26 protein-coding genes are annotated in these 21,944 nt (G+C 65.5%); 9 read left to right on the plus strand and 17 right to left on the minus strand.

Annotated elements, in window-relative coordinates:
* Nucleotides 1-202: 202 nt before the first annotated feature.
* Nucleotides 203-565 (minus strand): gamma-butyrobetaine hydroxylase family protein, encoded by a 363-nt coding sequence (locus AC522E_RS12650; protein WP_500746619.1) that lies wholly within the window; start codon nt 563-565, stop codon nt 203-205.
* Between the two features lie 99 nt (nt 566-664).
* Here AC522E_RS12650 and moaA point away from each other — a divergent pair, with 99 nt between their 5' ends.
* The 3 genes from moaA (at nt 665) to AC522E_RS12665 (ending at nt 3,513) form a co-directional block, all read left to right on the plus strand.
* A complete protein-coding gene (moaA, locus tag AC522E_RS12655) occupies nt 665-1,699 on the plus strand; it encodes a GTP 3',8-cyclase MoaA (RefSeq protein WP_500746620.1) in 1,035 nt (344 codons plus the stop codon).
* A gap of 100 nt (nt 1,700-1,799) precedes the next feature.
* A complete protein-coding gene (locus AC522E_RS12660; protein WP_500746621.1) occupies nt 1,800-2,585 on the plus strand; it encodes a transporter substrate-binding domain-containing protein in 786 nt (261 codons plus the stop codon).
* Nucleotides 2,586-2,646: 61 nt separating this feature from the next.
* Entirely contained in the window at nt 2,647-3,513 is an 867-nt protein-coding gene (locus tag AC522E_RS12665; RefSeq protein ID WP_500746622.1) for an NAD(P)-dependent oxidoreductase, read from the plus strand.
* 57 nt (nt 3,514-3,570) lie between these two features.
* On the opposite strand, the gene AC522E_RS12670 is transcribed toward AC522E_RS12665, so the two are convergent.
* The 5 genes from AC522E_RS12670 to cobT form a co-directional block, all read right to left on the minus strand.
* On the minus strand, nt 3,571-3,777 hold the full coding sequence (locus AC522E_RS12670; protein WP_500746623.1) for a hypothetical protein: 207 nt from the start codon (nt 3,775-3,777) through the stop codon (nt 3,571-3,573).
* A 10-nt stretch (nt 3,778-3,787) separates the two neighbouring features.
* Nucleotides 3,788-4,579, minus strand: a complete 792-nt coding sequence (locus AC522E_RS12675; protein WP_500746624.1) for an enoyl-CoA hydratase-related protein — start codon at nt 4,577-4,579, stop codon at nt 3,788-3,790.
* Nucleotides 4,576-5,226: a uracil-DNA glycosylase family protein gene (locus tag AC522E_RS12680; protein ID WP_500750675.1), complete on the minus strand. Its 651-nt coding sequence runs from the start codon at nt 5,224-5,226 to the stop codon at nt 4,576-4,578. The genes AC522E_RS12675 and AC522E_RS12680 overlap by 4 nt, the downstream gene beginning before the upstream one ends.
* 70 nt (nt 5,227-5,296) lie before the next feature.
* Nucleotides 5,297-5,821 carry a thermonuclease family protein gene (locus AC522E_RS12685; protein ID WP_500746625.1) on the minus strand — a complete coding sequence of 175 codons (525 nt, stop codon included), beginning with the start codon at nt 5,819-5,821 and terminating at the stop codon, nt 5,297-5,299.
* Nucleotides 5,822-6,847, minus strand: coding sequence for a nicotinate-nucleotide--dimethylbenzimidazole phosphoribosyltransferase (cobT, locus tag AC522E_RS12690; RefSeq protein WP_500746626.1), 1,026 nt, complete (start codon nt 6,845-6,847; stop codon nt 5,822-5,824).
* Between the two features lie 134 nt (nt 6,848-6,981).
* Between cobT and AC522E_RS12695 the strand changes: the two genes are divergently transcribed.
* Genes AC522E_RS12695 through AC522E_RS12705 form a run of 3 tightly spaced genes read left to right on the plus strand, consistent with a single transcriptional unit; the run spans nt 6,982 to nt 8,688 of the window.
* Nucleotides 6,982-7,761 carry an adenosylcobinamide-GDP ribazoletransferase gene (locus tag AC522E_RS12695; protein ID WP_500746627.1) on the plus strand — a complete coding sequence of 260 codons (780 nt, stop codon included), beginning with the start codon at nt 6,982-6,984 and terminating at the stop codon, nt 7,759-7,761.
* Nucleotides 7,762-7,777: 16 nt separating this feature from the next.
* Nucleotides 7,778-7,975 carry a DUF1289 domain-containing protein gene (locus AC522E_RS12700; protein ID WP_500746628.1) on the plus strand — a complete coding sequence of 66 codons (198 nt, stop codon included), beginning with the start codon at nt 7,778-7,780 and terminating at the stop codon, nt 7,973-7,975.
* Complete coding sequence (locus AC522E_RS12705) at nt 7,972-8,688, plus strand: retropepsin-like aspartic protease family protein (protein WP_500746629.1); 717 nt, start codon at nt 7,972-7,974, stop codon at nt 8,686-8,688. The genes AC522E_RS12700 and AC522E_RS12705 overlap by 4 nt, the downstream gene beginning before the upstream one ends.
* Here the strand turns inward: AC522E_RS12705 and AC522E_RS12710 are convergent.
* The 3 genes from AC522E_RS12710 to AC522E_RS12720 all read right to left on the minus strand — a co-directional run bounded on the left by AC522E_RS12710 (nt 8,672) and on the right by AC522E_RS12720 (nt 10,740).
* Nucleotides 8,672-9,523, minus strand: coding sequence for a sulfite exporter TauE/SafE family protein (locus AC522E_RS12710; RefSeq protein ID WP_500746630.1), 852 nt, complete (start codon nt 9,521-9,523; stop codon nt 8,672-8,674). The two genes, AC522E_RS12705 and AC522E_RS12710, sit on opposite strands and share 17 nt — an antisense overlap.
* A 154-nt stretch (nt 9,524-9,677) precedes the next feature.
* A complete protein-coding gene (locus tag AC522E_RS12715; protein WP_500746631.1) occupies nt 9,678-10,481 on the minus strand; it encodes an ADYC domain-containing protein in 804 nt (267 codons plus the stop codon).
* A gap of 58 nt (nt 10,482-10,539) precedes the next feature.
* Complete coding sequence (locus AC522E_RS12720; RefSeq protein ID WP_500746632.1) at nt 10,540-10,740, minus strand: hypothetical protein; 201 nt, start codon at nt 10,738-10,740, stop codon at nt 10,540-10,542.
* 527 nt (nt 10,741-11,267) lie between these two features.
* On the opposite strand from AC522E_RS12720, the gene AC522E_RS12725 reads away from it, so the two are divergent.
* Nucleotides 11,268-11,582, plus strand: a complete 315-nt coding sequence (locus tag AC522E_RS12725; protein ID WP_500746633.1) for a putative quinol monooxygenase — start codon at nt 11,268-11,270, stop codon at nt 11,580-11,582.
* 17 nt (nt 11,583-11,599) lie between these two features.
* Nucleotides 11,600-12,487, plus strand: a complete 888-nt coding sequence (sigJ, locus tag AC522E_RS12730) for an RNA polymerase sigma factor SigJ (RefSeq protein ID WP_500746634.1) — start codon at nt 11,600-11,602, stop codon at nt 12,485-12,487.
* A gap of 215 nt (nt 12,488-12,702) precedes the next feature.
* Here sigJ and AC522E_RS12735 read toward each other — a convergent pair whose 3' ends face one another.
* Both AC522E_RS12735 and dusA read right to left on the minus strand, forming a co-directional pair.
* Nucleotides 12,703-12,936 carry a hypothetical protein gene (locus tag AC522E_RS12735; protein ID WP_500746635.1) on the minus strand — a complete coding sequence of 78 codons (234 nt, stop codon included), beginning with the start codon at nt 12,934-12,936 and terminating at the stop codon, nt 12,703-12,705.
* Nucleotides 12,937-13,121: 185 nt separating this feature from the next.
* Complete coding sequence (gene dusA, locus AC522E_RS12740) at nt 13,122-14,138, minus strand: tRNA dihydrouridine(20/20a) synthase DusA (protein WP_500746636.1); 1,017 nt, start codon at nt 14,136-14,138, stop codon at nt 13,122-13,124.
* 239 nt (nt 14,139-14,377) lie between these two features.
* Between dusA and AC522E_RS12745 the strand changes: the two genes are divergently transcribed.
* A complete protein-coding gene (locus tag AC522E_RS12745) occupies nt 14,378-15,181 on the plus strand; it encodes a phospholipase A2 family protein (RefSeq protein WP_500746637.1) in 804 nt (267 codons plus the stop codon).
* 57 nt (nt 15,182-15,238) lie between these two features.
* On the opposite strand, the gene ybaK is transcribed toward AC522E_RS12745, so the two are convergent.
* The 6 genes from ybaK to xdhA form a co-directional block, all read right to left on the minus strand.
* Nucleotides 15,239-15,709 carry a Cys-tRNA(Pro) deacylase gene (ybaK, locus tag AC522E_RS12750; RefSeq protein WP_500750677.1) on the minus strand — a complete coding sequence of 157 codons (471 nt, stop codon included), beginning with the start codon at nt 15,707-15,709 and terminating at the stop codon, nt 15,239-15,241.
* A 34-nt stretch (nt 15,710-15,743) separates the two neighbouring features.
* Entirely contained in the window at nt 15,744-16,352 is a 609-nt protein-coding gene (locus tag AC522E_RS12755) for an urease accessory protein UreE (protein ID WP_500746638.1), read from the minus strand.
* A 58-nt stretch (nt 16,353-16,410) separates the two neighbouring features.
* Complete coding sequence (locus AC522E_RS12760) at nt 16,411-16,896, minus strand: nucleoside deaminase (RefSeq protein WP_500746639.1); 486 nt, start codon at nt 16,894-16,896, stop codon at nt 16,411-16,413.
* A 133-nt stretch (nt 16,897-17,029) separates the two neighbouring features.
* Entirely contained in the window at nt 17,030-18,010 is a 981-nt protein-coding gene (gene xdhC / locus AC522E_RS12765) for a xanthine dehydrogenase accessory protein XdhC (protein WP_500746640.1), read from the minus strand.
* A complete protein-coding gene (xdhB, locus tag AC522E_RS12770) occupies nt 18,007-20,319 on the minus strand; it encodes a xanthine dehydrogenase molybdopterin binding subunit (RefSeq protein WP_500750679.1) in 2,313 nt (770 codons plus the stop codon). Before xdhB ends, xdhC begins: the two co-directional genes overlap by 4 nt.
* Nucleotides 20,320-20,368: 49 nt before the next feature.
* On the minus strand, nt 20,369-21,847 hold the full coding sequence (xdhA, locus tag AC522E_RS12775) for a xanthine dehydrogenase small subunit (RefSeq protein WP_500750680.1): 1,479 nt from the start codon (nt 21,845-21,847) through the stop codon (nt 20,369-20,371).
* Nucleotides 21,848-21,944: the final 97 nt, after the last annotated feature.

The following is a 21,944-nucleotide window of genomic DNA, read 5'->3' on the forward strand; positions in this document are numbered from 1 at the left end:
GGTGGTCCCCGGTTACGGGTTCCGGACTGGCCTTCGGCGATCCGGTATGACGGCGCGAGAGATGAACCCCCTGTCATTCCGGGGCGCCGCAGGCGAGCCCGGAACCCATGACCACGACGGTTCAAGGTCAGAGAGCGACGATAGCCGCGGGGCCTTTCTCGTAACGCTCAGCGGTTACGGATTCCGGAAAATGACGATAGTCCTACCGATCCCGTGACAATCCCTTCGCGGCAAGCTCTTCGAGATAGGCGCTGAAGCGCTCCTCGTGTTCGGTGCCGAGCTTGTAGAGGTAGTCCCAGCCGTAGATCCCTGTGTCGTGCATGTCGTCGAAGACGAGCTTGACGGCATAGTTCCCGATGGGCTCGACCCCGATGATCTCGACGTTGCGCTTGCCGGGCACCGTCTTGCGCTCGGCAGGGCTGTGGCCCTGCACCTCGGCCGAGGGGCTGGCGATGCGCAGGTATTCGGCCGGCAGGTCGAAGGCCGCGCCGTCGTCGAACGTGATCCGCAGGCTCCGCTTGCCGGGCGCCAGACGAAGTTCGGTGGGCCAGCGTTCCGTTGTCATGTTCCGCTCCATTTGCCCCGTTTGTGAATTGACGCTAGCTGCTCGATAACTAGGTTGAAAGCAAGCCCAGCTGCGACAACGACAAAGGAACGGCAGCCGATGCCGGCACCAGTGCACCCGCCCCTCGCCTCCATGCCAAGGCCGCTCGTGGACCCGTTCGGCCGGAGCATCACCTATCTGCGGGTATCCGTGACGGACCGGTGCGACTTCCGCTGCGTCTATTGCATGTCGGAGGACATGGCCTTCCTGCCGAAGCGGGACCTCCTCACCCTGGAGGAGCTCGACCGGATCTGCTCGGTCTTTGTCGAGAACGGAGTGCGCAAGCTGCGCATCACCGGCGGCGAGCCCCTGGTGCGGCGGGATATCATGAACCTGTTCCGGTCCCTGACCCGCCACCTGGAGACGGGAGTGCTGGACGAGCTGACCCTGACCACCAATGGGTCGCAGCTTGCCCGCTTCGCGACGGAACTCGCCGCCTGCGGCGTCCGGCGCGTCAACGTGTCCATCGACACCCTGGATCCGGAGAAGTTCCGCCACATCACCCGCTGGGGCGATCTCGCGAAGGTGATGGCCGGCCTCGATGCGGCGCAGGCGGCTGGCCTCAAGGTCAAGATCAACGCGGTGGCCCTGAAGGGGGTGAACGAGGACGAGATCGAGGGGCTTCTGACGTGGGCTCATGGGCGCGGCATGGACCTGACCCTGATCGAGGTCATGCCGCTCGGCGAGATCGACGGGCAGCGCATCGACCAGTTCCTGCCCCTGTCCCTGGTGCGGGCACGCCTCGCCCAGCGCTTCACCCTCGATGAGATCGACGAGCGCACCGGCGGTCCGGCCCGCTACGTGCGGGTGGCCGAGACCGGCGGCAAGCTCGGCTTCATCACCCCCATGACCCATAATTTCTGCGAAAGCTGCAACCGCGTGCGCCTGACCTGCACGGGACAGCTCTTCATGTGCCTCGGCCAGGAGGACGCCGCCGACCTGCGGGCGCCGGTGCGGGCTTCGCAGGGCAACGAGGCGCTCCGGCAGGCGATGGCCGAGGCCATATCCCGGAAACCGAAGGGTCACGATTTCATCATAGACCGCCGCCATAACCGTCCGGCCGTCGGACGTCACATGAGCCTCACCGGCGGCTAGCCTCCAGGGATACTGCCCCGCGACAGTATTGGCCCGGAAGGATTCTTGACTATTCGAAGGGTTCGCGGAATATCGCGGCGACATTCAAGGCTGCAGCATCGTGATCGTGTTGAGTTTCGGGCGACGACTGGCCACCTGGGCGGCCCTCTGTTTGTGGCTTGCCTCGGGCCTGCCGGCATGGGCCCAGCAGAAACCCGCGATCCGCATCGCCGTCGAGGGCGCCTTCCCACCTTTCAACTACATGGAAAACAACGAGCTGCAGGGCTTCGAGGTCGATCTCGGCAAGGCCCTCTGCGAGGCCATGAAGGCGGAATGCATCCTCGTCCAGCACGACTGGGATGGCATCATACGCGGGCTTCTCAACCGCGAATACGATGCGATCATGTCCTCCCTGGAGATCACGGAGAAGCGCCAGAAGCGTCTGGCCTTCTCCAAGCCGTACTATCACATCCCCGCCATCTTCATCGCGCCGAAGGACGGCTCCCTCGAAGGGGTAACGCCGTCGGCGTTGGCGGGAAAGAAGATCGGCGCCGCGGATCGCAGCGACCATGCCGAGTATCTCAAGCAGTTCTACAAGGACTCGGAAGTCATTCCGTACAGCTCGCCGGTCGAGGCCAACCTCGACCTCCTGGTCGGGCGCATCGATGCGGTGTTCGGCGGGCAGCGCTCGCTCTCCGAATTCCTGAAGACCCGCGAGGGCGAGTGCTGCCGTATCCTGGGCCGCGCGCCCGACACGCCGCCCTACAAGCGTCAGTTCTACGGCGTCGGGATGCGCAAGGACGATGCCGCTCTGAAAGCGCAATTCGACACGGCCCTCGATCAGGTCATCGCCGACGGGACATATGACCGGATCCGCGCGAAGTATTTTTCGTTCGATATCAAATAGTGGCGTTTGACGCTCCTTCGCTCACTCCATAGAACCGGAATCGACGGTCAGGGAGAAAACGATGGCGAAGGTGAGTTTCATCGGTCTGGGTGTCATGGGCTACCCCATGGCAAGGCACCTGAAGGCCAAGGGCCACGAGGTGACGGTCTATAACCGCACCGCTGCGAAGGCGGACCGGTGGGTTTCCGAAAACGGCGGCCGCGCGGCCCAGACGCCCCGCGAGGCGACGGAAGGCCAGGAGATCGTCTTCGCCTGCGTCGGCAACGACGACGACCTCCGCCAGGTCACCCTCGGCCCCGACGGCGCCTTCCATGCCCTTCAGCCCGGCATGATCTTCGTCGACCACACCACCGCCTCCGCCGAAGTGGCGCGCGAACTCTACGAGGCCGCGAAGAAGAAGGGTGCGTCTTTCATCGACGCGCCGGTTTCCGGCGGACAGGCCGGCGCCGAGAACGGCGTGCTGACCGTGATGTGCGGCGGCGATGCGGAGGCCTATGCCAGGGCGGAGCCGGCGATCATGAGCTTCGCCCGCGCCAGCCGCCTGATGGGCGCGGCGGGTGCCGGACAGCTCACGAAGATGATCAACCAGATCTGCATCGCGGGTCTCGTCCAGGCGCTCTCCGAGGGGATCCATTTCGGCAAGCGCGCCGGCCTCGACATCGAGGCCGTGCTCGACGTCATCTCCAAAGGTGCCGCCGGGTCCTGGCAGATGGAAAACCGCGGCAAGACCATGAACCAGGGCAAGTTCGATTTCGGCTTCGCGGTCGATTGGATGCGCAAGGACCTCGCCATCGTCCTCGCCGAGGCCCGCAAGAACGGCGCCAGCCTGCCCGTCACCGCAATTGTCGACCAGTTCTACGCCGAGGTGCAGGCCAAGGGCGGCAACCGCTGGGACACGTCGAGCCTGATCTCGCGACTTGAGCGGTGAGAGCCGCGCTGTCTCACGTCACCTTTGGAAGAAGGTCAGACTGCAGGTCCGGCCGCTCTACCGCCGCGTCATCGTCAGGTAGACGATGAAGCCGCCGACACCGATCGCGAGCAGCGCCAGCACGATCTGGCGCGTCTCGCCCGTAAAGGCCGCATCGCGATACATCTGCGAGAGCGCAGCCGATCTGTCGGGATCCTGGGAAACCAGGATGCTCAGGAAAGCGATGAAGACCAGAAGCGCAAGGATGATGTAGTTTATCCGCATCGCTCCCCCCTCACCGGCCCTGGAAACGTGGCGCGCGCTTTTCACGGAACGCCGTGACGCCTTCCAGGAAATCATCGCTGAATCCCGCCTCGCGCTGCAGCTTCGCTTCAAGGGCGAGCTGCGTTCCGAGGTCGTTCGACAGGCTTTGGGCCACTGCCTGCTTGGTCAGGCGATGGGCAAGGCCGGGCCCGCGGGCGAGCGCCGCGGCGAAGGCGGCCACGTCCTCCGCAAAGGTCTCATCGTCGAAGATCTTGAACACGAGGCCCATGGCCTTCGCCTCCTCCGCCGAGATGGGCTCCGCCGTCAGCATCAGCGCCAGCGCCTGCTTGAGTCCGACGAGGCGCGGCAGGATCCAGGTCCCGCCCGCATCCGGCACCAGCGCTATCCTGGCGAAGGCTTCCTGCAGATAAGCGGAGCGCGCGGCCAGCACGATGTCGCAGGCGAGCGCGATGTTCATGGAGGCGCCGACAGCCGGCCCGTTGAGGGCGGCAATGGTCGGCTTGGGATAATCGGCAAGGGCAAGGATAAGCGGGTTGTAGTCGCGGGCAAGCGGTGGTCCCAGATCGATGCGGCCCCTCTCGTCCGTGGGCAGGTTCTCGGTCAGGTCCTGGCCCGAGGAGAAGGCGCGGCCCTCGCCTGTCAACACCACGGCCTTGACGGAGCCGTCGGCCGCGAAGCGATGAAGCGTCTCGCGCAACTCCGCGTGCATGATGCCGTTGAGCGCATTCAGCTTGTCGGGCCTTGCCAGCGTGATGGTTGCAACCGGTCCGTTCGTCGTCGCGTGCAGGGTCGTCAGGCTCATGCGGCGGGCTCCTTCTCGTCGCGCGCGAGCATAGAGCGGACTTGGCTGCGAAGCACGGGCAAAAGCTCGGCCTCGAACCACGGATTCTTCCTCAGCCAGCCGTTGTTCCTCCACGAAGGATGGGGAAGCGGGAGGATGCGGGGAGTCCGAGGCTCGGCGAGAAGCCCGCGCCAGCGCTGCACAGTGAGGGTCAGGCCGTCGCGGAAGTCTTCCCGAAGATGCCAGGCCTGGGCATATTGGCCGATGAGCAGGACGAGTTCGAGGCGAGGAAGTGCGTCGAGGATGGGCGTACGCCATGTCTCGGCGCATTCCCGGCGCGGCGGCAGGTCCCCGCCTTTGGAATCCTGGCCCGGAAAGCAGGCGCCCATCGGCACGATGGCGACCCGCGCCGGGTCGTAGAACGCCGCTTCGTCGAGGCCGAGCCAGTCCCGGAGACGGGCTCCCGAACGGTCTGAAAAGGGAATGCCGCTGGCATGAGCCCGCGTTCCCGGCGCCTGACTCGCGATGCAAAGCCGCGCCGTCGGGCTGCCCTGGAGAATGGGACGGGGTTCGTGCGGAAGTGCGGATCCGTAGCGGGGTTCGTCGCGGCAGATCCGGCAGGCCCTGAGGCGTTGCGACAGCGCGTGGAAATCGTCGGTTGGAGTCATACCGCAGAGATGGGATGCGAAGCCGGGCGGATCGAGGCGACCCGTCACGACATGACGTCGCGCATCGCGCTCAATACACCTGATGCCGCCGCCATTCCTGCGGTCGCTCGAAGGACGTCGCCCAGACGCCGCGCGATTGCAGTCGCGCCTTGGCCTCGAGAAGCCGATAATCGCCGTAAGCGACGGCGCAGCCCTCGGCCACCATGCGGGCGCCGATATCCTCGCCACTGACGAAGCAGCGGGCAAGCTGCCGCTGGTAGCGGTCCCGGCCGGAGACGCGGCATTCCACATGCTGGTTGAGGATCATGCTGAGCAGCGTGTCGCGGGCCTTTTCCCCGCACAGGACGGGGTTGCCGTCGCGGATGCAGGACTGGGTCATCTCAGGCGCGTCGATGCCTTTAAGGCGAATCTTGCTGTCGCCGATCCGAATCGTGTCGCCATCGATGGCAAAGGCACGACCGGCAACCACCCTGTCGCTCCCCTCGAGGAACAGATGCGCGCCGGCGGCCATGAGCAGCGCGATCCCAAGGGAGGCAAGGCCGAGGATCGTCTGCACGGGGCCGGACAGGCTGGAACGGTAAGATCGTATATCCATTCAGGGCAACCGCTCCGAGACACCGGCCTGGCTGAAAGTCGCCATGTCACGATGTACCGTAGCGGCAGTTTTGACAATCCCCATCGCGAGGGCAGCCCCACTTCCCTCGCCGAGACGCATTCCCAGCGCCAGGAGCGGGATCTTGCCGAGGCGCTCCAGCACGTCCTGGTGCGCCCCTTCCGCCGAAAGGTGTCCGGCGATGCAATGATCGATGGTGGCGGGGTGGATGGCGTGGAGGATCGCCGCCGCCGAGGTGGCGACATAGCCATCGAGGATCACAGGGATGCGCTGGAGGCGCGCCGCCAGGATCGCTCCGGCCATGGCGGCGATTTCGCGCCCACCAAGGCGCCGCAGGATTTCCAGCGGGTCCTTCAGATAGTCGCGGTGATGGGCGCGCGCGCTTTCCACCGCTGCGATCTTGCGGGCGAGGCCCTGCTCGTCGACACCGCTGCCGCGCCCGACCCATTGAGCGGCCTCGCCGCCATAGAGGGCCGCGTAGATCGCCGCCGCCACCGTAGTGTTGCCGATGCCGAGCTCACCGATGGCGAGCAGGTCGGTTCCGCCAGCGATCGCTTCCATGCCGAAGGCCATGGTGGCGACGCAGGACTTCTCGTCCATCGCTTCCTCGATCGTGATGTCGCCGGTCGGCAGGTCGATGGCGAGGTCGAAGACCTTGAAGCCCAGCCCGAGGCCGGCGCAGATCTGGTTGATCGCCGCGCCGCCGGCGGAGAAGTTCTCCAGCATCTGGCGGTTGACCGCGGAGGGATAGGCGGACACGCCGCGCTCCGCCACGCCATGGCTGCCGGCGAAGACGCAGACGAGCGGCCGGTCCGCCGAGGGTGTGGCCTTGCCCTGCCAGGCCGCGAGCCACTCGTTCAGCCATTCGAGGCGCCCGAGGCTGCCTGCCGGCTTGGTCAGTTGGCCTTCCCTCTGGCGCACCGCCGCCACCGCCGCTTCATCCGGGCCCGGCATCGTCGTGATCAGCCGACGGATATCGTCGAAGGGCGAGGTCTCGGATGCGGTCATGGAAAGCTCCGGCCCAATGGGCATTGCGGAAGAGGCAGAGGCGTGACCTATAACGGTCAAGGCAACCTGGGTGAAGCATGTCCGATCGATTGAAGGAGGCCGGCAGCCTTTCGCTGCCTGCATGGCAGGAATTCATGTCCGATACAGCAAGGGCCCTGCGCTTTTATTCCCGATTGCCGGTTCCCGTCCTGCCCTGGGAGGGGGATCCGCATGGGCCGCCCGACGGCGGGCGAATCGCGCGGGTCCTCCCCGTCGCCGGGCTTGTTCTCGGCCTGGCGCCCGCCGTCGTCCTGGCCGCATCCCTCTGGCTCGGCCTGGGCGAGTGGATATCCGCGATCCTGTCGGTCGCGACGGCGACGATCACCACGGGCGCCTTTCACGAGGATGGGCTCGCCGACACCGCCGACAGCTTCGGCGGCACGACCCCCGAGCGGCGCCTTGCAATCATGAGGGACAGCCTGATCGGCTCCTTCGGCAGCTCCGCGCTCGTTCTCGGATTCGCCCTGCGGATCGCGACGCTCGCGACGCTCGTCCTCAGGGCCGATGTCATCGCCGTCGTCGGGGCAATCCTCCTCTGTGCGAGCCTGTCCCGGGTTGCAGGGCTGATTCCCCTGGTGTTTCTGCCGCCCGCCCGGCAGGACGGTGCCGCGAAGGCGGTCGGACGGCCGGAGCGGGAGAATTTCTGGCTCTCGGCGGCCCTGGCGGGAACCCTCTCGCTTCTCATCGGGCTCGGCACGGGACTCCCTTCCTCCGGTCTCGCATTGATGATCCTGTTCGCGGGCCTCAGCGGGGTCGCCCTGGCGCGGCTTGCGGCCCGCCACGTCCAGGGCGGGACGGGCGATATCGCCGGCGCGGCGCAGCAGGTGGCGGAGATCGCTGCGCTGATCGGCCTCTTGATTGCGCTTCGTCCCTGACGACATGATGGATGATATGAGCCGCGCTTCCAGCCCCTGCATCCGCGTCTGCATCCTCGATCCGGAGACGGGTCTCTGCGAGGGCTGCGGCCGCACGCGCGAGGAGATCGGTCACTGGTTCCGCATGAGCGAGGAGGAGCGGTTGCGCATCATGGCCGAACTGCCCGAGCGCATGCGCCAGGCCTTCGCCCTGGATGAGAACGAGCCGGAATGACCATGCCCGGCATCCGTGCCCTCGGCGCCGCCCTCCTCGCCTCCGCGCTTCTCATCGGCGCCATGGGCGAGGCTCCCGCTGCAGGGCTTCGCCCGGGCGAGATCGCGGGCCTTCTCGCCCTGTTCGGCTGCCTCCTGCTCATGGCGGGCGCCATCATCGACGGATTCGCCAGGCACTGGACGCACGGCGTCCAGGCGGTTGCTGTCAGCGGCGGCCTGCTGCTCGCGGCCCTTGTCACCTACGCGGCCCGGGAAGACCTGCAGATGGTCCTCGACCGGACAATCGGCGACATCGCCGATGGACGGGCGGTGGTGACGGACAAGGGCGAGGTGGTCGCGGCCCGGCGCACCGACGGCAGCTTCACGGTGAACGGCCAGGTCAACGGGCGCGGAGCCCGTTTCGTCTTCGACACTGGCGCGAGCACGGTGGTTCTGCGCGCCGAGCACGCGGCCGATTTCGGCTTCACGGACGAGGACCTGACCTTCTCGATCCCGGTGGCGACCGCCAACGGCGTCGCACTCGCCGCGCCGGTGATCATCCGCTCGCTGACGGTCGGGTCGATCACCGAGCGCAATGTGCCGGCACTCGTCACCCGCTCCGGTGCGCTGCATGCCAATCTGCTCGGAATGAGCTTCCTGGAACGGCTCGCGTCTTACGAGGTGCGCGGCAACCGGCTGATCCTGCGACCGAAGGAGCCTATGCCAGCAGGCTGACGAAGAAGCGGATGCAGACCGTCAGCAGGAAGAGGCCGAAGGCGACTTCGAGCTTGCGCTTCGAGAGCCTGTGCGCAAGGCGCGCGCCGACCGGCGCCAGCCATGTGCTGGTCGGGATGAACAGCAGGAAGCCCAGGAGCGAGATGTAGCCCAGCGCCAGCGGCGGCTGGAGCGCGATCACGTCCGGATATTCCGCCATGCGCGGCCAGCCGGCATAGATGTAGCCGATGGCGCCGGGAATGGAGATGAGGATGCCGAGCCCGGAGGACGTCGCCACCGCCTGGTGGATCGGGCGGTTGTAGAAGGTCATGAACAGGTTCGAGAGCTGCCCGCCGCCGATACCCATGAGCGCCGACAGCACGCCGATGATCCAGCCATAGACGATCATGATCGGCTTTGCCGGCATGTCGAGCCCGAACCGCCAGGTGTCCTTGCCGAAGAGCAGACGGATGGCCGAGATGCCCGCCACGGCGACGAACACGGTCTTGAACAGGTCGGCGGGCGCGTAGCGGGCGACGACGCTGCCCATGATCACGCCGACAACCACCGGCACGGCCCAGACCCGCAGAATCGACATGTCGACCGCGCCCTTCGCCTGATGGGCGCGGAAGGAACGGATCGAGGTCGGGATGATGATGGCGAGCGAGGTTCCGACGCAGAGCGGCATCCGCACCTCCTCCGGCACGCCGACGAACCGGAACAGTTCATAGAGGATCGGCACCGCCACCGCGCCGCCGCCGACGCCGAACACGCCGGCCAGAAGTCCCGTCACCGCCCCGGCGGCGAGGAGGGCGACGACGAGCCAGGACAGGTCGAAGAGGGAAATGCCGAACATATCAGGAGATCTTTCAAGCCAGGGACAGGATATGTGACGGAGATCGACCGCCAGGGCAAGTGCGGCCAAAGCTGCGGCCGCGACAGCGCCCGATCTCACCTATCGCGGATCGCGGCTGTTCCCTCCCCCCGATGAAGGTGCGATCCCTTCTCCCTTACGGCGAGGGAAGCGTGGCGCCTCGTTGTCCCGCGGCCGAACGGTTGAACAGCAGAGCCTTCGGTTCGGTGCGCATCGCCTCCTCCGTGCAGGCCTGCGGCCCGAGATGGCCTCGCAGCCGGGGATAGCGCTGTGCCAGATCGGAAAGGCTCACGTGCTCGGAGATGCGCGGGTGGGCGACGCAGAGGGCTCCCTCCGGCCCCCAGGCCGCCTCGAAGGCCAGGTCATCGTTCGGATCCGACCGCTGAATGCCGAACCGGTCGTAGAGATCGACGAGGGTGCCATCGCGCGTCGTCGGGCGATTGTCGCCGCCGTAATCGGCACGCAGCATGTGGATGCAGGCACGATGCAGATCGCGCATCGGGATGCCTTCCGGCGTTTCCCAGGGCCTGTAACCCATCAGCACGCACTTGCCCTCGGCACCGCTGGTACAGGTGAAGGTGAAGCCGCCCTTTTCATCGGGCAGCGCGAGAGCGAGCCTGCGCCCCTTCGGGTCAGGCTGGCAGATGTTCTCCGGCGCGCTCCCCCGGCGGTGCAGGGAAAGGCTGAGAAGCGGCACCGCGCCGCCCGTGGCGACCTCATCCATCGTAACGCTGTCGATGTCGACCTCAGTCTCGCCAGTCGCATCGGCGAGTTTCAGGGTCAGGCCGACGAGGCCCTCGCGCTTGAGAACACGCCCGTCGCCGAGCGACAGGACGAGATCGGCGCCCTCCATCCGCAGGCTGCCATCGAGGGCGTGACAGCGGCTCATGATGCCCGATCCGAGAAGAAGCGACAGAGCAATGGTTGCCAGGTTTCGCATGGGAGCCTCGCGGAAGACGGAGCCTTCCGTTTCCGGAAGGCTCCGGCAGTGTTGTCGTTCAGCGAAGGCGGACGGCCGCCCCATCCTGCAACCGAAGGGTCGCGGGCCGCGAAGCGGCAGCGACGAGGCCCCGGGCCTCACGGCCATTCACGCTGAGTCCATTGACGCTAAGGCCATTCGCAGTCTCGTGGGCCGTGGCGGCAGTTGCCGACAAGGCCATGGCGGTCCCGAGCAGCACACCATGAAAATGCTTCAACATCGTTCTTCTCCATGAAAGGGTTTTGGAAGGAAATTTGCTGGCGTAGCCTGACAATGGCCCCGCTGACGCAAGTGACTATCAACGTGATATCGTTATAGTCAAGTTATTTCGTTTCATTTTACAGTGTTATCGTTTTCAATTCGTGTAAATACATTCTTAGATTATGTATATTGACGCGTTATCAATCTTAGATTGCATGTCGCATCGGACGTTAAGAGAATGTTAACTCTACGGCCACAGCCACAATTTCACAGAAATGAACGGTGAAGGCCCGAGTTGCCCTTCAGGCACCTCACCGTGCAGGCAGAAAAAGCGGCATTCGGAAGCAAAAACACCAACTGCCCCCTGCCTGTCTCCGACAGGGCAAGCTCACCCGGCCTCCGGCCGACCTGACGCTCGATCAAAAAGTGGCGTGAATTTTTGTGGGGCGGCGTCACAACCCTGCCCGCTGGTCCGTCATAGGACCAGATGGCTGCGGCCGAGCCGCGGGACATCTCACCATCGATCAGCACAACCCGGAGGTTCCGATGAACAAGGCCGCTCTTCTTATCACGCACAAGACCCTTCCCGGAAAACGTGACGAGGTTCGTCAGGTCTGGGAGAGGCACCTCAAGCCCAACATTGCCGGCAACCCGGCGCATGAGGCCTATTTCTATTGCTATGACGACAATGATCCCGACGTCATCTGCGCCTTCCAGCAGTACAGGGACCGCGTGTCGCCGCAGGACTTCGTCAGGGCTCCGTGGTATGCCGCCTACATCGAGGAGGTGACACCCCTGATCGCCGGAGCGCCGGAGGTCCGCGCCATCACCCCGGTGTGGGTGAAGGGTGGATCGAACTGACGCCGGGAGACCACGTGATGCTGGAGCGCAATGACATCCTCGCCTTCGAGCAATCGAGGTCCAGGCTCCTGGGACTGGCCTATCGCATCCTCGGCTCCAGGGCGGATGCCGACGATGCCGTTCAGGATACCTTCCTGAAATGGCAGGGGACCGACCGGGGCCTGATCGAAAATCCGGCATCCTGGCTGACAACCGCCTGCACCCGGCGCTGCATCGACATGCTGAGAGCCCCCAACAAGGCCAGGGTCGACTATGTCGGCCCCTGGCTGCCGGAGCCGATTCAGACCGTTACCAGCGATTTCCCGGAGGACGGGCTGCCGCTCGCGTCCACGCTCTCGACCGCCTTCCTGCTGATGCTGGAGCGGCTCACGCCCAAGGAGCGGGCCGCCTACCTGCTCCACGACATCTTCGAGATGCCCTATCCTGAAATCGCGCAGACGCTCGGCCTTCAGGAGGTGACCTGTCGCAAGCTCGTCTCGCGAGCCCGCGAGAACATCGCCCGGAGCAAGGTCAGGCACGTCACGCCGGCCGCCCGGCAGGAGGAACTTCTCGCCGCCTTCGAGGCTGCGATCGCCAGCGGCACCGCCGATCCGCTGGCGGCCCTGCTGTCGGACGAGATCGAACTCAGCGCCGACAGCGGTGGCAAGGTTCCCACCATCCAGCAGATCCTGCACGGCAAGGCCGCGGTGCTCGCATTCCTCGACCAGGCCCGCCAGTGGTGGAGCACCTATGACTGGGTGGCCGCGGAGCTCAACGGCGGCCGGAGCATCATCCTGCGCAAGGACGGCGCGACGACGGCATCGATTTCCTTTGCCTACGACGAGCGCGGCCACGTCACCAACATCTACATCATGCGCAATCCCGACAAGCTCTCCCGGCTGCACGAGGCGCAGCCGCTCGAATGAGGTGCGCTGACGGCAAGGGCTGCCACGCGGAAAACCCATTCCAACCAGCGGCATGCTTGCCCCTTGACGGTCTTTGCTTCCGAATGCCGGAAAATGCAGCCGAAGGATGGTCCCTCCTGGCGTGACGCTCCGCACGAAGTGACCGACTTCACCGACGAAAAAGCCCTCCCGCCACGGCGGGAGGGCTTGTCGCGACGTGGGATCGGGAGAGGTCGCTATTTCAGAGAAACGGACGAGCCGTCCGGCAGGACCACGCCCTTCACTACGGTCGCGCCGGATCTCACTCCATTCGTGGCGAGGCCGTTTGTCGAAAAGCCATTGAGGGTCAGTCCATTGAGGGTCAGACCATTGAGGGTCAGGCCATTCGCAACCACAGCTGCCCCTGCCTCCGTGGCCAGAGAAAGGCCCAGGGCTGTCGCGAGAATCGCGGCGCCGGTAGAAAGACGCATGTTCGTACTCCCTTTGTAGGCGATTGAAGTCTCGCATGAGACCAACCTTAACAGGGAGCAATCCTAATGCGAATATTATTACATAAAAGGGGTGTCGGGATCAGGGAGGCGTTCGGCTGTGCAAAAACGCACCTGCCCGTCACTTAAGATTGCAAATCGCAACCTGGGCGGGCATTCTTTGAGGGTCACTCCTCCGCCATGACAGGAATCCTGTTGCCGGATGCAAGGCGCTCCGTCGCGCGCGATACATGGGCGACCGCGTCGCGCAGGGTCTCGAGGCCAGCTCCGGGCTTGACCGCCTCGGTCGCCAGATGGCGGCGATAGGCCCGGGCGCCGGGGCGGCCGGTGAAGAGGCCGAGCATGTGACGGGTCATGGTGTGGAGGCGCTCGCCCTCAGCGAGACGGGCCGACAGATAGGGTTCGTAGGCCTCGATGGCTTCGAACCCGTCCGCGACGGGCGGCGTTTCCCCATGGAGTTCCGGATCGACCGCGAGCAGGATCTCCGGCTCCTGGTAGGCCACCCGACCGAGCATGACGCCGTCCACGTGGCGCAGGTGCTCATGCACCTCCGCCATAGTCTTGATGCCGCCATTGATGGCGACCGGGAGCCCTGGGCGGGCCTGCTTCAGCCGGTAGACCCGCGGATAGTCGAGGGGTGGGATATCGCGGTTCTCCTTCGGGGAGAGCCCTTGCAGCCAGGCCTTGCGGGCATGGACCGTCAATTCGTCGCAGCCGGCGGCGACGACAGCATCGGTCAGCCGGTCCAGCGCCGTCTCCATATCCTGGTCATCGACCCCGATGCGGCACTTCACCGTCACCGGCAGGGTCACGGCCGCCTTCATGGCGGCAACGCAGTCTCCCACCAGGTCCGGCTCCTGCATCAGGCAGGCACCGAAGCGGCCGTTCTGCACCCGGTCGGACGGGCAGCCGACATTGAGGTTGATCTCGTCATAGCCGAAATCGGCGCAGATGCGCGCGGCCTTCGCCAGCTCCGCCGGATCGGAGCCGCCGAGCTGCACCGCGACCGGGTGCTCCGAGGAATCGAAGCCGAGCAGCCGCTCCCGCGGTCCGAAGATGACCGCGCCCGTGGTCACCATCTCCGTATAAAGCCGCGCCCGGCGCGACAGAACGCGATGGAAGGCCCGGCAGTGCCGGTCCGTCCAGTCCATCATCGGGGCGACGGTGAAGAATTTCTGATCCATGGCGAGACAAATGACCCTTGAGGCGGGCTTTTCCAACAGGACGGCTGTGATCTCAAGGAAAATCAGCGGATGCCAACGTCACAGACGGCACCGGAGCGCGCTGCGGTGCCCTCCTACAGCCAAGGCAACGCATTGTCGCCCGATTGGCTCTCTTAGCTGGCTCTCACGGCAGGCCTGGGAGCACAGCCTGTCTCCAGCCGAACATTTTTCATGCGACTTGCAATCCAAAGGGAATATTCATGTCGATCAATTGGCTCATCACGGCTCAGAGCGCGCAGGACATTCCGGTTCCGACCTATGGCAATTACGGCGGCCCCGATTACTCCGGGGGGGATATTATCGGCCCCGGCGAAACACCCGATTTCACGGTGCAGCCGACAGACCCGCTGGACCAGCTGTTCCAGCAGCATGACGAGGCCTATTACGACCCGGATGCGACGCAGGAAGATCTCGCGAATGCCGATCTCGCTCTGATCCAGGGCATCCTGGCGCTACCGGACGACGCGGTGACGGGCGAAGGCGACCTCTATGCCGGGGCGGCCGTCCTGGCCCTGATCTATCAGATCAGCGTCGTCAACGAGCAGCCGCAGCTCCTGACCCAGCTCGATCTTCCGGAGGTCGTGCAGCAGGCTGCAGGCCTCATCGAGCAGGGGCGCGTCGAGCCCGATGCGCAGGAAATCGCCGCGATCGTTCCGTGGATCGAGAGCACTGGCCGGGCCCTCGCATCGACAGGAGATCCGAACCTCGCCCAAGCTGCGCGGATAATCGAGGATCTCGCAGCCGCCCTCGATCCTGCGGATGCGGCACATCTCCAGGCCGTCCTCCAGGACAATCCGTTCGACTTCCTTTCCGATTCGACGCCGCCGCTGGAGCAGGTGGTGGATTTCATCGCCGGGCTGCCTCTCGACACCCTCGGGAGCCACGTTACCGGCAATGATTCCGGCCCCGGACAGCAAGCTGTTGCCGACACGGCTCTCCCGGCCGACCTGCAGGCCTTCGTGCAAAAGCTGGCCGGAGCGGCGCATCACGACTTCGTGCTATAGGCCCGACTGCATCCCTGAACGTATCCCTGGACCCGCGGCGCGGTCGTGTCGCGGGTCTCAGATCAGGCCGACGACCTTGGCATCCAGAGCCTTGACGGCGTCGGCCGGTCGGAGTCTCACCTGAAGCCCGCGCTGGCCGCCATTGATGAAGACGCTTTCGTGGGCGATAGCCGTTTCCTCAACCAGGGTCGGGACCTTTTTCTTCTGCCCGAACGGACTGATGCCGCCCACGTGGTAGCCGGTCACGCGCTCCGCATCCACCGGCTTCATCATCTCGGCGGACTTGCCGCCGAGAGCGGCAGCGAGCTTCTTCAGGTTCACTTCCCGGTCGGAGGGCACGACCACGCAGGCCGGCTTTCCATCGACCGTGACCATCAGGGTCTTGAGCACCCCGTTGGGATCGACGCCAAGGGCCTCCGCAGCCTGCAGGCCGATGCGCTCGGCGTGAGGATCGTAATCGTAGGAATGCACCGTGAAGGAAACGCCCGCCTTTTGAAGGGCGAGCGTGGCGCGGGTCGTCCTGGACATGATCGGCCTCTCGGGAACCTGACCGCCGGCGCGGTCAATGTTCGTGCTTGTGCCCATGGTCATGGCCGCATCCGCAGCCGGGGCCGTGATCATGGTCATGATCGTGCCCGTGCTGATGCTCATGATGAGCATGATCGTGAGCGGCATGATCGTGAGTGTGATGGCCGTGATCGTGTCCATGGTGATGATGGCCATGGCCGTGATCATGGTCGCAGTGATGGACGCTCTGCTCGGGTCTGAAGGGGCGGTCGACCGGCGTCGCCACGCATCCCTGCCCGCGGGCAAGCTCCGCCAGGGCGGGGTCGTTCTCGATGTAGAGGGCGTCCGCCGTGATCTCGGCAAGGCCGTGCTGGCTGCCGAGATGCCAGGCGAGGCGCATGAGGCGCAGGGGATTCTCAGCCCGGACTTCGAGGAGGGATTCCGCCGCCGCCTTTACCTGCACGAGGCGCCCATCCTCCAGCCGCAGGGCGTCGCCATCGTTGATGACGGTCTCCATATCGAGATCGAGGTGGATCTCGGTGCCGCCTTCGCCCTTGAGATGGGCATGGCGGCGGCTGCGCTCGGCATGACCGAGGGTGATCGTGTCGACGACGCGATCCGGCTTCACGGCGGGCTTGCGGACGATGGTGGCGACGCGGTGCATGGAATGTCTCGTCAAAAGCTGCAAACGGAATGGGAGATGGGGATCGTCGGGCTGCCTGCTAATAGGCCATCTTGTCAGGCTTTTCGGCCCAGGCGTCAAACACCGCCTTGGCCTCCAGGCTCGGGACGTGATCCATCGGGATGATGCGCTCGGAAACCGGCTTCGGAATCTCCTCGTAGATCAGGCTGTCGTCGAAGCCGATCTCGGCGGCATCGTCGCGGGTATTGGCATAGACGATGCGGGAGACCCTCGCCCAATAGGCCGAGGCGAGGCACATGGGGCAAGGCTCGCAACTGGTATAGAGGACCGCTCCCTGGAGCGCGAAATCGCTCACCGCCTCGCAGGCCCGGCGGATCGCCACCACTTCCGCGTGGGCGGTCGGATCGTTCGTAGAGGTGACCTGGTTCCACCCCTCGCCGAGAACGCGGCCATCGCGGACGACGACGGCCCCGAACGGTCCACCGGCCCCGTTGTGCATGTGCTCCCGCGACAGGGCGATGGCGCGCGACAGGTAGCGCTGGTCTTCATTCTTGATATCGCTCATAGGGCGGTTTTACCGTTTGACGGGAGGGGAAGCGAGAATTTTTGATGGTCGCTCATTCCGGGGCGCCGCAGGCGAACCCGGAGTTTATAGGCGCTGACAGTGCAGAAAGAAGACCAACGGCTGCCGTTGCCCTTCATCCTGAACCTGTGGAGGTTACGGATTCCTGGCCCGCAATGACGGCGGTGGAACTGGGAGGGATTCGCTCCCGCACCTGCAGGAGCTGCGCCGCGACGGAGGCCGCGATGACGGCCGGCTCCTTGCCGGCGATCCCGGGGACACCGATGGGACAGATCAGGTCTCGGAGGCGCTCCTCCCCCAGCCCAAGCTCGCGGAAGCGCTTCTCGAACCGGGCCCGCTTGGTGGCGCTGCCGATGAGGCCGACGAAAGGGAAGCCCCGGCTCAGGGCGCTCGCGGTGATCGCCATGTCGAGGGGATGATCGTGGGTCATGACCAGGATGAACGAATCCGGCGGTGCCGCGGCGATCTCAGCCTCCGGATCCTTCATCAGGACGGGCGTGGCGTGGGCCGGGACGTGCGCGGGAAACACATCCTCCCGCGTGTCGAGCCAGCGGATCTCGAAGGGAAGCGGCGCCAGTGCCAGAACCAGCGCCCGCCCGACATGGCCGGCGCCGAAGAGAAGGAGAGGCGTGCGCGCCTCGCCGTGAACCTCCCGCCACTCCGTCCAGGTATCGTCGCCGACGGAGGAGGAGATCTCGCGCCTGACGCGGCCGTCCTCGAGGCGGCATTCGACCGTGAACAGGCCGCCCTCCGCCTCCTGCGCCGCCATCGCCTCGATATCCTTCCGGTCGCGCCTGTCGAAAGTCTCGACAAGAATTTTCACCCGCCCGCCGCAGCATTGGCCGAGATCGGGGCCGAGCGCCTGGTCGAGGATGCGCGCGGGCTGGCGTCCCTGTTTCAGCATCTCCTGCGCGATGGCGAGCATCTTCATTTCGAGCTGCCCGCCGCCGATGGATCCGTAGAATCCGCCATCCGGCCGCACGACCATGCGCGCATCCGTCTCTCGCGGTGCGGACCCTTTGACTTCGTGGACGCTCACGAGGGCGGCGGCGCCGTGTGCGCCGAGGAGTTCGGCAAGGCGATGCCAGATCCTCACCCCAGCGACCTCCCCCGCAGCGCCTCGCAGGCGCGCAGGATCGCCTCGGGCGTCGCGGGCGCGTCGAGGGGCACGGGTTTCAATGGATCGAGGGAATGTACCGCGTCGCTCAGTGCGCAGAACACGCTGTTCGCCAACATGATTGGCGGCTCGCCGACGGCCTTGGAGCGATAGACCGTCTCCTCGCGATTGGCATTCGGGAACAGCGCCACACGGAAATCGGCCGGCACATCGGAGGCGACGGGAATTTTGTAGGTGGAGGGCGCGTGAGTGAGGAGGCGCCCTTCGCTGTCGAAGACGAGCTCTTCCGTCGTGAGCCAGCCCATGCCCTGGACGAACCCGCCCTCGATCTGGCCGATATCGATGGCCGGGTTCAATGAACGGCCGACATCGTGAAGAATGTCGGTGCGCAACAGCCTGTTCTCGCCCGTCAGGGTATCGATGACGACCTCCGAGCAGGCCGCGCCATAGGCGAAGTAGAAGAACGGACGGCCCGTCGCCTTCTCCCGGTCCCATGTGATTTTCGGCGTGCTGTAGTGACCCGCTTCCGAGAGCGGAACGCGCGCGAGAACGCATTTCCTGGCAAGCTCGGTGAATGTGAGGCACTCATTGCCGGCGAAGATCCGGTCATCCCGGAATTCGATCTGGTCCTCCGGGACACCGAAGAGACCCGCCGCATGCGCCGCCATGCGCCGCTTGATGGCGCCGGCGGCGATCCGCGCCGCCATGCCATTGAGATCGGAGCCGGAGGACGCCGCCGTCGGCGACGTGTTGGGCACTTTCGCCGTCGATGTCGCAGTGATGCGCACGCGCTCGATGGCGATGCCGAATTCCTCCGCGACGACCTGTGCCACCTTGATATAGAGCCCCTGCCCCATCTCGGTGCCGCCGTGATTCAGATGCACTGATCCGTCCTGATAGACATGGATCAGCGCGCCCGCCTGGTTGAGATGGGTCAGCGTGAAGCTGATGCCGAACTTCACCGGATTGAGGGAGATTCCGCGCTTCAGGATCGGCGAGGACGCGTTGAACGCCGCGATTTCCTCGCGGCGCGCACGATAATGGGACGTGCGCTCCAGGCGGCGCACGAGGTGGCACAGCGTGTCGGTCTCCTCGACCTCCATGCCATAGGGCGTGAGATTGCGCCCCGGCGCGTAGAAATTGGCATAGCGCACGTCGAGCGGATCGCGCCCCGTCGCCCAGGCGATCTGGTCCATGACATGCTCGATGGCAAGCATGCCCTGCGGGCCTCCGAAGCCACGGAACGCCGTGTTCGACACCGTGTTGGTCTTCAGCCGCTTCGAGGCCACCCGCACGGCAGGCATCCAATAGGCATTGTCGGCATGGAACATAGCGCGGTCGACCACGCCGCCGGACAGGTCGGCGGAATACCCGCAACGGGCGAGAAGGTCGATCGCGTATCCCGCGATGCGGCCATCGTCGTCGAAGCCGACCTGCCAGTCGCAGCGGAAATCGTGCCGCTTGCCAGTGAGGATGAAGTCGTCGTCACGGTCGAGCCGCAGCTTGCATGCCCGCCCGGTCAGCCGCGCCGCGAGCGCGGCCATCACGGCCCATTGCGTCGCCTGGCTTTCCTTGCCGCCGAAACCGCCTCCCATGCGACGCGTCTCGCAGACCACGAAGGCATCGGGCAGGTCAAGCACGCGGGCCACCACATGCTGCACCTCGGTCGGATGCTGGGTGGAGGAATAGACATGGATATCGCCATCTTCGCCGGGCACCGCGAGGGCAACCTGACCTTCGAGATAGAAATGCTCCTGCCCGCCGACGCGGAATTGCCCGTCGAGGCGATGCCTCGCTTCCGCGATCGCGCCGTGCGCATCACCGCGCCCGAAGGCGTAGTCGGGCAGCACGGTCTCCCCGCGCGCAAGCGCATCCTCGACGGTGATGCTCGGCGTCTCCGCCTCGATCTCGACGATCGCATGCCGGACGGCACGCCGCGCCGTATCACGGCTCGTGGCGACGACGGCGAACAGCGCCTGACCGAGGAAGCTGATCTCGCTGTCGGCGAAAAGCGGGTCGTCTCCGAAGGCCGGGGAAATATCGTTCTTGCCGGGAATATCCGCCGCGGTCAGCACAGCGACGACACCCGCCTGCACACGCACCGCCGTCAGATCGAGAGAAGCGAGCCGCCCGCGCGCCTTCGGCGACTGTCCGATGGCAATGTGAAGCGTGCCATCCGGCTCACGGATGTCGTCGATATACTGCGCCGTGCCCTGCACGTGCTTGACGCCGGAATCGTGCGGCAGCGGGCGATGGACGTGGCGGAGCGGATCGGCATGCTCCTGCATCGAGGGAGACGTGAGGGACGCGCCGGTTTTGACCGTCTCGTTCATCGCCCTACTCCGCCGCCTGTAGCGCTTCACGGCGGCCGGCGATGCGTGTCGCATTCGTCTCGCCCGACGCAACCTCGCTCAGTGCCTTGAAGAGAAGGTTTCGCGCAACCGTGGAGCGGTAGTCGGCCGACGCCCGATGATCGTCCATCGGCTGAAAGTCGCGCCCGAGCGCTGCCATCGCTTCGCCCCAGGTCTCCGGCTCGTCGAGGGAGATGGCAGCAAGCGCCCGTTCCGTCGCATCCGCCCGTTTCGGAATGCCTGCCATGCCGCCGAACGCGATGCGGGCCGACGCGACCCGTCGCCCGTCGAGCAGGAACCGGAAGGCACCCATGACGGCCGAGATATCCTCGTCGAAGCGCTTCGACACCTTGAAGGCGCGAAAAGCCTCGCGCGGCCGAAGTTTGGGCACGAGAATTCGACGGAGGAATTCCCCGGGCGCGCGGTCCTGCCGGCGATACGCGATGAAGAAGTCCTCGAGCGGGATGGTGCGCAGCGTATCGCCGCTGCGAAGTTCAATCGTCGCGTCAAGGGCGATCAAGGCCGGAGCGAGATCGCCGATGGGCGAGCCGTTGGCGATGTTGCCGCCGACCGTGCCGGAGGCACGGATCTGGGCCGAGCCGAATCGGCGGACGAGCTCGCCGAGATCGGGATCGGTGCGGGCCAGGCTCGCATGGGATTCCGCGTGGGTCGCGGTTGCGCCGATCGCAAGGAGTTCGGCGCTGTCGTCGATCACGTCGAGTCCGGCCACGCGCCCGAGCCAGATGACCTTGCCGAGATCCGCCATGGCCTTCGTGACCCAGAGGCCGACATCGGTGCTTCCGGCCACGAGAGTGGCGTCCGGGTGCCGGGCATAGAGCGCTGCCAGGGAAGCTTCGGTGGCTGGAGCGGCGAAGAACCGTGTGTCGCTCCCGACGAAAACGTCGTGGCCGTCGGACAGCGCGGTCAAGGCCTCTATCGTCCGCTCCGCATTGGCATGGAATGCATCGGAGGGATCGCCATCGCAGGCTTTCGAAGCCGCTTCGACGATCGGACGATAACCCGTGCAACGACAGAGATTGCCCGCGAGCGCGTCGTTCACGCTTTCACGGCTCAAGGGGCGTTCGCCCGCATGGTAGAGCGCGAAGAGACTCATGACGATGCCGGGTGTGCAGAAGCCGCATTGCGAGCCATGGCTCTCGGCCATGGCGGCCTGGACCGGATGCAGCCGGCCGCCGGCCGCGAGATCCTCCACGGTCACGAGCTCGGCGCCATCGACCTGGCCCAGCAGCAGGATGCAGGCGTTGACCGGCTCGTAGTGCATGCGCCCGCCGCGGATGCGTCCGAGCACGACGGTGCAGGCTCCGCAATCGCCCTCGGCGCAGCCTTCCTTGGTTCCGAAATGGCGCTGCTGCAGTCTCAGGTAATCCAGAAGCGTAGTCCGGGGGTGAAAATCGGCAATCTCGACCAGCCGTCCTTGCCGCCAAAAGCGGATCGCTTCCCGTATCACATTCGTCCTCCGCCGGAGAACCCGGCTCGCCATGGTGAGCCGGGTCGCCGGAGGGAGCAAGGCCTTTTCGGCAAATATCCCACTTCCGGGAGGC

It is taken from the genome of Microvirga sp. BF8, assembly GCF_059888585.1.